Source organism: Thermostichus sp. OS-CIW-29 (assembly GCF_054058195.1).
The window spans coordinates 1-13,163 of record NZ_JBSSAB010000055.1; the positions used below are offsets into that span (position 1 = coordinate 1).

11 protein-coding genes and 1 pseudogene are annotated in these 13,163 nt (G+C 58.7%); 8 read left to right on the forward strand and 4 right to left on the reverse strand.

The window, feature by feature from the left end; translation table 11 throughout:
* The 3 genes and pseudogenes from ACVWZJ_RS13615 to pdxA form a co-directional block, all read right to left on the reverse strand.
* Window positions 1-282 (reverse strand): annotated as a pseudogene (locus ACVWZJ_RS13615) (hypothetical protein); the annotation flags it as partial.
* A gap of 87 nt (window positions 283-369) precedes the next feature.
* Window positions 370-1,485, reverse strand: a complete 1,116-nt coding sequence (locus ACVWZJ_RS13620) for an aldo/keto reductase (protein ID WP_457396397.1) — start codon at window positions 1,483-1,485, stop codon at window positions 370-372.
* Between the two features lie 29 nt (window positions 1,486-1,514).
* Entirely contained in the window at window positions 1,515-2,603 is a 1,089-nt protein-coding gene (gene pdxA, locus ACVWZJ_RS13625) for a 4-hydroxythreonine-4-phosphate dehydrogenase PdxA (protein ID WP_457396388.1), read from the reverse strand.
* 184 nt (window positions 2,604-2,787) lie between these two features.
* Here pdxA and ACVWZJ_RS13630 point away from each other — a divergent pair, with 184 nt between their 5' ends.
* From ACVWZJ_RS13630 to chlP, 5 genes are all read left to right on the forward strand, one after another.
* Window positions 2,788-3,768 (forward strand): alpha-ketoacid dehydrogenase subunit beta, encoded by a 981-nt coding sequence (locus ACVWZJ_RS13630; protein WP_414331610.1) that lies wholly within the window; start codon window positions 2,788-2,790, stop codon window positions 3,766-3,768.
* Between the two features lie 105 nt (window positions 3,769-3,873).
* Complete coding sequence (locus tag ACVWZJ_RS13635) at window positions 3,874-5,253, forward strand: DUF3084 domain-containing protein (RefSeq protein ID WP_011433363.1); 1,380 nt, start codon at window positions 3,874-3,876, stop codon at window positions 5,251-5,253.
* Window positions 5,250-5,714, forward strand: coding sequence for a Holliday junction resolvase RuvX (gene ruvX / locus ACVWZJ_RS13640; RefSeq protein WP_457396390.1), 465 nt, complete (start codon window positions 5,250-5,252; stop codon window positions 5,712-5,714). Before ACVWZJ_RS13635 ends, ruvX begins: the two co-directional genes overlap by 4 nt.
* Entirely contained in the window at window positions 5,686-6,822 is a 1,137-nt protein-coding gene (locus ACVWZJ_RS13645) for an extracellular solute-binding protein (protein WP_457396392.1), read from the forward strand. Before ruvX ends, ACVWZJ_RS13645 begins: the two co-directional genes overlap by 29 nt.
* A gap of 124 nt (window positions 6,823-6,946) precedes the next feature.
* Window positions 6,947-8,167: a geranylgeranyl reductase gene (gene chlP / locus ACVWZJ_RS13650; protein ID WP_414331046.1), complete on the forward strand. Its 1,221-nt coding sequence runs from the start codon at window positions 6,947-6,949 to the stop codon at window positions 8,165-8,167.
* A gap of 7 nt (window positions 8,168-8,174) precedes the next feature.
* Here chlP and ACVWZJ_RS13655 read toward each other — a convergent pair whose 3' ends face one another.
* Window positions 8,175-9,023, reverse strand: coding sequence for a hypothetical protein (locus ACVWZJ_RS13655; RefSeq protein ID WP_414331048.1), 849 nt, complete (start codon window positions 9,021-9,023; stop codon window positions 8,175-8,177).
* A 376-nt stretch (window positions 9,024-9,399) separates the two neighbouring features.
* Between ACVWZJ_RS13655 and ACVWZJ_RS13660 the strand changes: the two genes are divergently transcribed.
* From ACVWZJ_RS13660 to secF, 3 genes are all read left to right on the forward strand, one after another.
* Window positions 9,400-10,650 (forward strand): RNA-guided endonuclease InsQ/TnpB family protein, encoded by a 1,251-nt coding sequence (locus tag ACVWZJ_RS13660; RefSeq protein WP_457396395.1) that lies wholly within the window; start codon window positions 9,400-9,402, stop codon window positions 10,648-10,650.
* A gap of 78 nt (window positions 10,651-10,728) precedes the next feature.
* Window positions 10,729-12,075 (forward strand): protein translocase subunit SecD, encoded by a 1,347-nt coding sequence (secD, locus tag ACVWZJ_RS13665; protein ID WP_414331113.1) that lies wholly within the window; start codon window positions 10,729-10,731, stop codon window positions 12,073-12,075.
* Complete coding sequence (gene secF, locus ACVWZJ_RS13670) at window positions 12,072-13,073, forward strand: protein translocase subunit SecF (protein ID WP_414331115.1); 1,002 nt, start codon at window positions 12,072-12,074, stop codon at window positions 13,071-13,073. The genes secD and secF overlap by 4 nt, the downstream gene beginning before the upstream one ends.
* The last annotated feature ends 90 nt before the right edge of the window (window positions 13,074-13,163 follow it).

Genomic DNA, 13,163 nt, shown 5'->3' on the forward strand with positions numbered 1-13,163 from the left:
GATGGACTGACGCAGCTCCTCGATTTCCCGCAGACGGGCGGCGTTCTCCTCGGCAGACTGGGTGCGGCTTTCTTGGATGGACTGACGCAGCTCCTCGATTTCCCGCAGACGGGCGGCGTTCTCCTCGGCAGACTGGGTGCGGCTTTCTTGGATGGACTGACGCAGCTCCTGGATGGATTGGCAGAGCTCCCGGATTTCTCGGCTGTTGGCAGCGGTCTGTTCAGCCGTCCAAGCCAGCAGTTGTTCCACCCGGTCTAAGCGGTCTTGGCTCTGACTATTCACTCCGATGCCTCGCCTTGTGATGCAATCGATAAACTCCATCCGATTATAAGTGGAGTTAAGCTCAGCCAAATAGGATAGGTGGAATGGTTATTCCCAGAGCCGCCGGATCGGAGACCGATGCAGCAACTGGTGGGCTTCGGCCAGCAACTCCGGGATCCGCAGATGCTCTGGGCAGCGGGGCAAGCAGTCACCGCATTCGGTACAGCGGTCGGCAGGTGACCCCGGAAACCAATGCCCAGCTTGGCCGAACATGTTGTAGCGGTACTGGGCAAACTCCGTCATCTCGTGGGCAATGGCCAAGTTGCGCAAACGCAGCACTTCGGGAATGTGGATCCCTTCTGGGCAGGGCAGGCAGGCGTAGCACTGGGTGCAGCGGCTGGATCCCAAGCGTTCCTGCTCGGCTTGGCGCAACCGCTCCTGAATCTGAGGGCCATCCACCCACCAACGGTCGGGATCCTGTAAAGCCGACAAGGCCACCTGTAGCTCCTCAGGATGAGTGATGCCCAGGCTGAGGGTGTGAACACGGGGATCCGCCAGCAAAAAACGATAGGCAAACTCCAAGGGGCTGAAAGGTGCACAGCACTCCTGCAGGTGTTGGGGCGGGCGATAGAGCATTCCCCCTTTATCGGCAGGAGAAATGATGAACACGCCCATATCTTGCTGGGCAGCCGCTTCTAGGGCCGGTGCATTGCGCTGTTGGAAAAAGTGATAGTGCAAATTAACAAAGTCAAAGCATCCTGTCTGGATGGCCTGCAAAATTAACTCCAGGGATCCATGGGTGGAAAACCCAATGTAGCGCACCCAGCCTTCTTGCTGCATCTGCTTGAGAATCGGCAACCCTTTCTGCAGCACCCACTCCAGGTGTTCCGGCAAGTTGATGCCATGAAAGGCAAATTGATCCAGGTAATCCACCCGCAGACGGCGCAGGGATCCCTGAAGCCGCTCTCGCAACCCATCTGTGGGAGTGAGTTTGCTGGTCAGAATCAACTGATGGCGTGAAAAGGGCAGGGTTTGCAAAATCTCGCCCAAGAGCACCTCGGCATGGCCATAAGCCTGAGCCGTTTCGATGTGGTTGATCCCTGCGGCTAGGGCTGCCTCAACGGTTGCCTGAGCTTGATCCCTGGGCACATTGACCAAGCGCATGCTGCCCAGAGAAAAAACCGAGACCAGCTGTTGGGTGCGCCCAAAGCGACGGTAGAGCATTCCGGTTGAGGTAGCACCGGCAACTTCCATCAAGCCACCCCCTGGAAACGAGAAACGGCCTCAGATTGTCGGGTACAGACGGCATTTCCCTCAGGGGATTGGGGGTTTTTGCCCAGCAGTTCTGCCGCCAGCAGGATCGCCTGCTTGAGGCTCTCGCATCGGGCCACCCCTTGGCCGGCAATGTCGAAGGCGGTGCCATGATCGGGAGAGGTGCGAACAAACGGCAGCCCAATTGTCAGGTTAACCGCCCGGTCAAAAGCCAGCATCTTCACCGGGATCAAACCTTGATCATGATAGAGAGCCAAGTAGGCATCTGCCACAGTTGGGGATCCCTGGCCATGCCAGGCTTGCGCGGGAGCCAGCCACATGGTGTCGGGGGGAAGCGGCCCCCAAATTTGGGCGTGGGCATAGGTGCGCAGCAGCTCGGTCAGCCATTCTTTTTCCTCCGATCCCAGTTGCCCCTGTTCGCCGGCATGGGGATTCAGGCCGGCCACTGCAATCACAGGATCCGGGATCCCAAAGGTGTGGCGCAGGGATCCCACCAGCAAATCCAGCGCTGTCCGCACCCGCTCTGGAGTCAGCACGGTGGGCACCTGGCCGAGGGGAATATGGGTGGTGGCCAGCAAAACCCGCATCTGCCAGCCACTGTGGGGGGAACGGGCGACAAACAGCATCCCGTAGCGTTCAGACCCACTCAGTTGGGCCAAAACTTCCGTTTGGCCAGGGAACCGGTAGCCAGCTTGATGCCAGAGATATTTGGCGATGGGTGCTGTCACGATCCCCTGAAACTCGCCCCGCAGCGTCTGTTCGACTGCCGTTTTCAGGTAAACAAAACTGACCCCACCACTGTCAGCATCCCCTTGACCAATACAGCCAGGCTGTAACCGAAAGCCTGTGTCGCATTCCAGCATCGGGATCCCTGCCGGATGGGCCAATGGAGCCGGCGACCGATCTCTCAGCAGGCGATAGGTGGCTTCTAGAACCTGCCGATCCCCTACAACCGTGATGTGGGCGCAAGACTGCACCTCAGGATCCGCCAGCGCCTTGAGCACAATTTCCGGCCCAATTCCCGCGGGATCCCCCAAGGTCAGCGCCAGTTTGGGCCGTGGAATGCTCATGGTGTCTTTATCTTGAGAAGACGGACGATCCCCATGTTCCAGGGGAAAGAGAGTGCTGAGGAAAGCTGTGGGGAAGGTCGCCATCCCTTTGAGCAAGAATTCTGAGCTCAGCCTATCAAGTCAGCTGCAAGGGGATCCATGCCGGCAAAATGGTTTAATGAGGGTTTAGCGATATTGAACCTCTATGGCCGAGACATTCCTTTACAACGCCTTGCGTGCTGCCCTCGACGAAGAAATGGCCCGGGATCCCAACGTATTTGTTTTGGGAGAAGATGTCGGCCATTACGGTGGCTCCTACAAAGTCACCAAAGACCTGTATCGCAAGTACGGGGAGATGCGCCTGCTGGATACCCCCATTTGCGAGAACAGCTTCACCGGCCTGGCCATCGGGGCAGCCATGACCGGCTTGCGCCCGGTGGTGGAAGGGATGAACATGGGCTTTCTGCTGCTGGCCTTCAACCAAATTGCCAACAATGCCGGTATGCTGCGCTACACTTCCGGGGGCAATTTCAAGATCCCGATGGTCATCCGCGGGCCGGGCGGGGTGGGTCGTCAGTTGGGAGCAGAACACTCGCAGCGGCTAGAGGCCTACTTCCAAGCGGTGCCCGGGCTTAAGATCGTGGCCTGTTCAACTCCCTATAATGCCAAGGGCTTGCTCAAGTCCGCCATCCGCGACGACAACCCCGTTCTCTTTTTCGAGCATGTGCTCCTGTACAACTTGAAAGAAGATCTGCCAGAAGAGGAATACCTTTTGCCTCTGGACAAAGCCGAAATCGTCCGATCCGGCTCCGATGTTACCCTGCTCACCTACTCCCGCATGCGCTACCACGTGCTCAAGGCCGTGGACACTTTGGTGCAGCAGGAGATCGACCCTGAGGTGATCGATTTAATCTCGCTGAAACCTTTAGATATGGGAACCATTGCCGCTTCGGTGCGCAAAACCCATCGGGTGATCATTGTTGAGGAAGACATGAAATCGGGTGGCATTGGGGCGGAACTGACAGCTCGCATCATGGAAGAACTGTTCGATGAGCTGGATGCGCCGGTGATGCGTTTGGCTTCGCAGGACATTCCCACCCCCTACAACGGCACACTGGAGGCGGCCACCATCGTGCAACCTGCAGATATTGTGGCGGCGGTGGAGCGGCTCCTCTACGCGGATTAGAACCCCCAAAAATCCCTACAAAACAGCGCCGAAATCTATCTCCCAGCAACTTGCAAAATCCTCAGGGCAACCTTGCTAAGATTTCCATGGCAGGGATCCGCGAATATGCAAGGCGTACTGCTGATCCTCTACATGTTGGTTGTCAGTGGCCTGATTGCCGTTGTTGGGGATCGGGTGGGCTACCGCATTGGCAAAAAGCGCCTTACCTGGTTTAACCTGCGCCCCCGCCATACCGCCATTCTGGTGGCCGTGGTGACCGGCGTGAGCATCTCCGCCCTGACTTTGGGCACACTGCTGCTCCTCAACCGCTCTCTGTCGGAGGCCCTGTTCAGCTACACCAACCAAATTGCCCAGGCGGAGCAAGAGCTGCGGGCCCTCAACCGCCAAAAAGCCCTCTTGGAAGCGGAAAATGCCGCTCTCAGGGTTGAGCGAGACCACCTCAAGATGGATCTCGACCAATTTCGCAGCCAGCAGTCGGCAGCCCAAACCCGCCTGAGCGAAGTGCGCGATCAGCTGGCAGTGGCGCTGCAGGAGCGGCAGGAGGCGGAGGCCAAGCTGGCGGCAGCCAACGAGCAACTGGCCAAGGTGCAGCCCAGTTTGGATCGAGCCCATGCCGAGTTGGAGGCAGTGAAGGCAGAGGTGGAGTCGGCCCGCCAGGTGATCGCCACCCTGGAGTCGCAAAAACAAGCCCTGCAACTGGATCGGGATCAGCTGGAGCGCTCCCTGGATGTGGTGCAGGCGGCCTTAACCCAACTGGAGAACCAGAAAAACCAGCTTGAGCAGGAGATCGAGCAGCTCAACCAATTGGCGGTGCGGCTGCGGCGGGGGGAACTGGCCATCTTGGCGGGGGAAGTTTTGGCAACAGGAGTTGTGGAGGCTCCAAGAGGGGCAAAACCAGAGGCGATCCGGCGGCAGTTTGAGCACCTTTTGGCCCAGGCGGAACAGCGGGCCCTTGCCCTTGGATCCCAGCCCATGCCCCCTCTGGAAAACGCGATCTTGATCCGCCGCGAGGATGCCGATCAAGCCTTGGAGAAGTTGCAAGAGCCCGGTAGCTGGGCGGTGCGCATTCTCTCTGTTACCAACCGGCTCAAGGGGGAGCCTGTGCCTGTGCTCGTGCAGATTTACCCCAACCAGCGGATTTTCGCCAAGGGATCCGTGCTGGCCCACGGGGTGATTCAACCGGGTTTGAGCGAAAATCAGATCCAACAGCAACTGCTGGGGCTGCTGAACCAGGCCAATCAGCGCTCGCAAGAGGAGGGGCTTCTCTCCGATCCCATCACCGGCACTGTGGGGGAGTTCTCCCAGGTCAAGTTTCTGGAGGTTGTGCAGCATCTCCGCCAGAGCACCACCCCTCTGGATGTGAAGCTAGTTGCCGACACCGACATCTACACAGCGGGGCCATTGCGGGTGAGTTTTCTGATGGCAGAAGCTTCCGGTCAACCCGGCTCTTCTGGGGCTCAGCAGGCGGGGCGTCCTGAGGGATGACGGATCCACTCCACCCGGCAAGACTGAAGGGCCAACGAGTGCTGATCGGTTTCGACCCAGGGCGCGACAAATGCGGCATTGCTGTGGTGCAGGTGTTTACGCAAACGGAGCTGAAGGTTTTACACCGGGAGGTGGTCCCTTCCGCGGCAGCGCTGTCTAGACTACAAACGCTCCGGCAACAGTTTCAGGCGGAGCAGGTAATCCTGGGCAATCAGACGACGGCCCAAGCCTGGAAGTCTCAACTGGAATCCATTCTCCCCCCGCAGCAGATTGTCCTGGTGGATGAGCGGCACAGCTCCCAAGAGGCCCGTCAGCGCTACTGGGATTTTCACCCACCGCAGGGATGGCAGCGGCTCTTGCCCAAGGGGATGCGGGTGCCGGCCAAGGCTTACGATGATCTGGTGGCTCTCATTCTGGTGGAGCGGTACTGTCGTGGGCGAGATACGGCTGAGCCGACGTGAGCTTCTACAGGGGATCCTGCTGGGGCTAATGGCGGCAGGATGTGGGGGGCCGGATGCACACCTGCCTCTTGTCGTGGCGCTTAAGCAAGGGATCCCCGCCAGTTTGCTCAACGAGTTTCGCCGCCGCACCCAGGCCCGCTTTCGGCTGCAACTGTTGGATAGTCGGGATCAGTTGTTGGCCTATCTGCAGCAAAGCGTCCAGCCGGCTGATGCAGCCTGGTGGGATCCGGGGGGATGGTTCCGGCGGCGGCTGCCGGTGGCGGCTTTGAGTTTGTTGGGGGCCGACGCTTTGGATCGGGCCATAGCTGCCGGTTGGCTGGCTCCTCTGCCGGCAAGCCTGTTGGGAGAACGATGGCAGAATCTGGATCCCCGTTGGCAAGCTGCGGCACTCCGGGAGGGGCAGATTTGGGGTGTGCCCTGGCGCTGGGGGGTAACGGCCATTGCCTACCGCCGGGATCGGGTGAGGGAGCCCATTCGGGACTGGGCGGATCTGTGGCGGCCTGAGCTGGCCGGCAAACTGACTCTGCCGGATCATCCGCGGGAGGTGATTGGGCTAACCCTAAAGAAAATGGGCCGCTCCTACAACGATCCCCTCAACCCTGAGGATGTCGAATTACGGCAAGAGCTGGGATCCCTGCACCGTCAGGTTTTAACTTACACCTCTTCCGACTACCTGCCCGTCTTGCGCTTGGCCGATAGCTGGGTGGCCGTGGGCTGGTCGCAGGATCTCTACGCCACCCAAGCCAACTACCCTGAGCTGGCAGTGGTGATCCCGGCCTCCGGATCCGCCATCTGGTGGGATGTCTGGGTGCGACCCCACGTCGAAGACCATGCCCACACAGAATCAACCCAGACAGATTCCGGATCCCTGTTGGCTGACTGGCTTGATTTTGTCTTGAATCCTGAATTTGCCCCCCGCTTGGTCAATCTGAGCGGGATCCCTTCGGTTTTGCCGCTGGATTTGGCTCAACTTGCCCCACGCCTGCAACGCAGAGCCGACTTGCAAATCTCCACTTGGCAACGCTCGGAGATCTGGCGCCCCCTGAGCTCAGCCGAAGCCGAGTCCTATCTCAACCTCTGGGATCAAATGCGGCGGGGCCTTTTGTAGAAACACAGCGAGCGCGAGCCCTCCACTCTGCAACACTTCGTCAAGGTCCGCAATGCTTCTGAGGAGCTGTGGTAGGATGCCTGCTGTCTGATGAGCCAGTCGCATTTGCATCGAGGAGAGCACCTTGAGTCTGAGAGTTGCTGTTGTGGGGGGCGGCCCAGCCGGAGCCTCTGCTGCCGAAGTTCTAGCCCAAGCGGGAATTGAAACCTTTTTGTTTGAGCGGAAGCTGGACAATGCTAAGCCCTGTGGGGGCGCCATTCCCCTCTGTATGGTCTCCGAGTTCGACCTCCCCGAGGGGATCATCGACCGCAAAGTGCGCAAGATGAAGATGATCTCCCCTTCCAACTATGAGGTGGATATCGCCCTCGAAAAAGAAAACGAGTACATCGGCATGTGCCGCCGCGAGATCTTGGATGCCTTCTTGCGCAATCGTGCCCACCAAAAAGGGGCGGAGCTGATCAACGGCAAGGTAATGCATCTGGAAATCCCCCAGAATGGCCGGGATCCCTACATCCTGCACTACAACGATTTTTCCGACGGATCGAGGCAAGGGGTGCCGCGTTCTTTGGCTGTGGATGTGGTGATCGGGGCGGATGGGTTCCACTCCAAGGTGGCAGAAGCCATTGGTGCTGGCGACTACAACTATGCGCTGGCCTTTCAGGAGCGCATCCGGCTCCCGGACGACAAAATGGCCTACTACGCAGAGCGGGCAGAAATGTATGTGGGGGACGATGTTTCTCCAGACTTTTATGCCTGGGTGTTTCCCAAGTCCAACCATGTAGCCGTGGGCACCGGCACCATGAGGGCAAACCAAGCCCACATCCAAAAGTTGCAAGCTGGGATCCGCGCCCGTGCTGCCGAGCGGATTCGAGGAGGCCAGGTGATCAAGGTGGAAGCCCATCCGATCCCAGAGCATCCCCGCCCGCGCCGCGTGGTGGGCCGTGCTGCTTTGGTGGGAGATGCGGCGGGATACGTAACCAAATCCAGCGGCGAAGGGATCTATTTTGCCGCCAAGTCAGGCCGCATGTGCGCCGAGACCATCGTCGAGACCTCCAACGGTGGGGCGCGCATCCCCAGCGAAGAGGATCTCAAGCTGTATCTTAAGCGCTGGGATCGCCAATACGGCCTGACCTATAAAGTCTTGGATATTCTGCAGCGAGTGTTCTACCGTTCCAACGCTACCCGCGAAGCCTTTGTGGAGATGTGCGCCGACCGGGACGTGCAAAGGATGACCTTTGACAGCTACCTCTACAAGACGGTAGTGCCCATGAGCCCTTGGGTGCAGTTCAAGATCACGGTCAAAACCCTGGGCAGCCTGATTCGCGGCAACGCTTTGGCTCCCTGAAGTAGCCCTACTGCCACTGGAAGGTCACCGTGACGCGATCCCAATTGGCCTCGGTTTTCAGCACACTGGCGGAGGCCCTTTGTCCGGGGGGCACGTCGCTGGGCTCAAACGCTGCCACTCGCGTATCGACAACTTCTTCTCCCCGATAGAAGGTGAAACGAGCACGGGCGTTGAGAACCGTGCGGGTGCTGCGGTTGATCGCTTCCACGCTTAGGCGGCTACCGGCCCCCACTCGTTCTTCCCGAATGGATCCCACGATTACAAAATCTCCTGGGCTAGCGGCAGACTCGGCTGGGGTGGCGGTCGGAACTGGGGTGCCAGGCTGTGGGGCCGTCTCGCTTTGCTTGGGATCCGACTGCCTCAGCAGCTCCAAAACACGGGCCAACTCCTGCTGAAAGAAAACAAAGGCTTCCCGCGATTGGTTGGCCACCTGGGCCAAAATCAGTCGATCCGACTCCTCTACCGGAATTTCCAGGAGGGGAGCTGGCCCTTTTAGGGTGACTCGGATGCTGGCGACTTCTTGGTTGATGAACTTATCCAGGTAGGGAAAGATGTTGAGAATGCAATCTTGGAAGGATCCCATCGGCATGATGCGATTGTTGGTCAGCACCAAGTCGGCCCGCTCACAGCTAGTCCGATCCTCCATATCAATTTCCAAGGGCACCCGAAAGGAGCCGAGGCTGGTGTTGGTGATGGTAACCCCAATGCCGTACACCTCCTGCCGCCAGCCGTGAACGATCTCCAGGCTGGGGCTGGTGACTTCCTCGGTGAAATACTCTCCGGCCCAGGTCGGGGATCCCCACAGAGGCAGGGCCAGTAGCAGCACAGGGAAATGGCAGGTCAGTCTCCCCTTCACCTCAACCTTCCTTAACTCAACTCGCGGACTTTGGGGCAGAGCAGCGGTGTTTCTTGCTCCCCCGGGATGGCAATAGCCTAACCTAGGGTCGGCGCAAACCAGGGGGAGTCTTTGAATAATCTTTCCAACAATAACGGCTTTGAACTTCATCCGCTCTGCCCAAAGGGATAGCCCAGTACCCGTCTTCATCGAGCTGGGGGTTGCCTTGGCGGTGGATCCCAAGGGCCATTTTGTCGGGGCAGCGCCACGGGCTCTGCCGTTTTCCGCTGGGATCCCGTCTGCGATAGGATCAGAAAGTCCAGCTTACTAGCGCAGGAGCCCCGCCCTCTGTCCGTAGGACGAGGGTCGGGAGGAATGCGGAAGTTACGATAGAACCATGACCCAAGTCCTGACCGTCTCCTGCAAGCTCAAGGCGTCCCAGTCGCAAGCCGCCAAATTGGACGCGACCTTGGCTGCTTTCGGCCAAGCCTTGAACTGGGTCAACCAAAACACACCAGAGAAGGTAGTTAACGCCGTTAAACTTCAATCTCTGTGCTACCGCCAAATCCAGGCCCGGTTCGGCTTGTCCAGTAACTTGGCAAGGACTACGTCCCGCTTACGCGACCAGCAGGTCTGCAGATGGCTGGCCGGTGCCCGTAAAGTTGCCCGACAGAAAAACCGTCCGGTCAAAGCGTTCAAGAGAGGCTTTGCGACCTACGATGCCCGTATCTTTTCGTTTCGCGAGAAAGACTGGACGGTGTCGCTGACCACGGTTGGGGGTCGAGAGCGCTTTGAGCTGGCGATTGGCCGCTACCAGAGAGAACAGTTGGCAGGCTCCAACCCCAAATCCGCCACTCTGGTCAAGCGCAAAGACGGTTTCTACTCCATTCAAATCTGTGTGGAAACGGAACCGTGCCCACCGCAAGGCACGGATAGAGTGCTGGGCGTGGATTTGGGAAGGACGGATATTGCTCATACATCGGAAGGAGATAACTGGAATGGACAGCAGTTGAACAAAGTCCGAGACCATCACTTGCGGTTGAGGGCGGTACTTCAACGCAAAGCCAGTAAGGGCACCCGCAGTTCGCGGCGCAGATGCAGAGAACTGTTGCAACGGCTGTCTGGCAAGGAAAGACGCTTTCAGTCGCGTCAGCGTTGCGTAGCAAAAACGTGGGTCAATCATCGCATCTCCAAAGCCATTGTCTCTAGGGCAAAGGCGACAAACAGCGCTATTGCTCTGGAAGACCTGACAGGGATCCGGGAAAGGGTCAATCAACAACCCCGCAGCAAAACCGAAAGGCGCAGGGCCAACAGTTGGGCGTTCTACCAACTGAGGCAGTTTCTGGAATACAAGGCGAGAGTTGCAGGGGTTTCTCTGGTTCTTGTGCCGCCTGCCTACACGTCGCAGACCTGTCACAAGTGTTTACACATCCATCCCGATCCTGCGCAATCCTACCGCAGTGGTAAGTCGTTCAAGTGTGGGCACTGTGGATGGGAAGGGGATGCGGATTTGAATGGTGCGAATGTGATTGCGCTTTTGGGGGCTGTCGTAAACCAGCCTAGAGGTTCGGGCTTGTTTTGTTCTCTGGTAGAGCAGAACAGGCTCAGGGCTACTGAAAGCCCGCGCTACACTGCTAAGGCGGTGTAGGGTCGGGTAGTTTACAAAGTGCCAAAATCCTAAGAGCCTCAGATCGAGTGCGACCGTGTTCCTCACCTTCTCAGCAGTATGGCTAGATCCTCAGCGTCGTGGCTCAGTCGGCTCTCCTTTTTGCGAGGGCTGATCTTCATCTTGGCCGTGGTGGTTGCCCTCGTTTACCTGGGCTTCAGCCGGGAGGTTCGCCTTGGCCTTGACCTCAAGGGAGGAACCCAGCTCACGCTACAAGCTGTGCCCACCGAGGAGGTGCCTGAAATCACCCCCGAAGTGATGCAGGGGGTAGAGGCCGTCATCCAGCAGCGGATCAACGGGCTGGGGGTGGCTGAGCCTCTGGTGCAGATCAGCGGCCAAGACCGCCTGTTCGTGCAGTTGCCGGGGGTGGCGGATCCGGATCGGGCCATTGCTCTCCTTGGAGATACAGCCCAACTGGAGTTTCGCAAGGGCTTGGTTCCCGTCGGCGCGCTGCCCCGCAACGAGCGGGGAGAGATAACAGCGGGGGAGGATCCGGATACTCTGTTTGAGCGGGTCGGCCTCACCGGGGATCTGCTGCGCAATGCCTATCCCCAAGCCCCCCGCCGCGGATCCCAGAGTTGGGAGGTGCTGCTGGAGTTCAAGCCGGAGGGGGCAGAAAAATTTACTCAGCTCACCCGAGATCTGGCCGGAACAGAACGTCCATTGGGCATTTTTCTGGACGACGTGTTGATCAGTGCCCCGATCGTGGGGCCGGAGTTTGCCCGCACCGGCATCACCGGCGGGACGGCGGTGATCACGGGCAATTTTACGGTGGAAACCGCCACTGACTTGGCGGTCAAGCTCAGGGCAGGAGCGCTGCCGGTTCCCATTCAGGTGATTGAAAATCGCACTGTCGGGGCCACTTTGGGGGAAGTGAGCGTGCGCCGCAGCCTCTATGCCGGGATCGGGGGCCTGGTGCTGGTTTTCCTCTTTATGGTGGCCTACTATCGCCTGCCAGGGCTGATTGCGGACATCGCTCTGCTTATCTACGCCCTCTGTACCTTTGCTCTCTTCCAACTGCTGGGGGTCACCATGACTCTGCCGGGGATCGCCGGCTTTATCCTCAGCATCGGCATGGCGGTGGATGCCAATGTGCTGATCTTCGAGCGCATCAAAGAAGAGTTGCGGGCCGGCAAATCCATCTACAAGTCCATTTCGGAAGGGTTTAACCGCGCCTTCAGCAGCATCCTGGACAGCAATGTGACTACCCTTTTGGTCTGTGGCGTGCTTTTCTGGCTGGGGATGGGACTGGTGAAAGGGTTTGCGGTAACCCTGGGCATTGGCATTCTGGTGAGCTTCTTTACGGCCATCACCTGCACCCGTAGCCTGCTCTTGGCGGCAATGGGGATCCCCAGCTTGCGCAAACCTGAGTTTTACGGCGTTCGGATGGAGGCGGCCCAATCATGACGGCTCAAGAGCTATCCCCCGTAGATCCCGCCTCTCGGTTGCTCGACTATCGCTTCGACATTGTTGGACGGAGCAAGCTGTGGTTCAGCTTGTCCTTGGCGGTGCTGCTGGTGGGGCTGGTCAGCATGGCCTTTTCCCTGGCTTCTCTGGGAACTCCCCTGCGGCTGGGGTTGGATTTTTCCGGCGGCACCTTGCTGGATCTGAGCTTTGAGCGGCCTGTCACCACCGAGGAGCTGCGACGGGCGCTGCAGGAACACAACCTGGGCACCAGCATCATCCAGCTGGACACGCAAACGGGCCAGGAAGCCCTGATCCGCATGCCCCCCTTGACTGAGCAAGAGCGGCTGGCCGTGGAAGCCACCCTGCGGCAGGAGGTTGCCCCCTTCCAGCGCAATCTGGTCGAGACGGTTGGCCCGACGGTGGGGCGTTTGCTCTTGCGTTCCGGCATCGTGGCGGTGCTCATCTCTTTCGGGCTCATCGTGCTGTACCTGGCCCTGCGCTTCCAGTGGGATTACGCGGTGTTTGCCATTGTGGCGCTGCTGCACGATGTAGTGTTGACGATAGGGCTATTTGCCCTTTTGGGCCTGACGGTGGGTATGGAGGCGGACAGCCTGTTTGTGGTGGCGCTGCTGACCATCATCGGCTTTTCCGTCAACGACACCGTGGTCATCTACGACCGCATCCGCGAGAATCTGCGTCTGGTGAGCCGCAAGGTCAGCCTGGCCGAGGTGGTAAACCTATCTCTGAACCAGACCTTTGCCCGCTCCCTGAACACCACTCTGACGACGATGCTGCCCCTAGTTGCCATCGCCATTTTCGGGGGAGCTACCTTGAAGGGGTTTGCCATTGCCCTGCTCATTGGCTTTACTTTGGGGGTGTATTCCAGCATTTTTATCGCCAGCCCCCTGTTGGTGTGGTGGCGGCAGCAGCGCTATGGCAAAAGTAGCGAAGATGCCCGCGCAGGCAGGGATCCCGATTCACTTCCCTCTGAGGGCTAGGTCGTGTTGATCTTATGTTAGGATAGAGAGAATAATTTATAGAGGAAAGAGGATGAAGTTGGTTTTTTTAGATGAAAACAAATGGCAGAA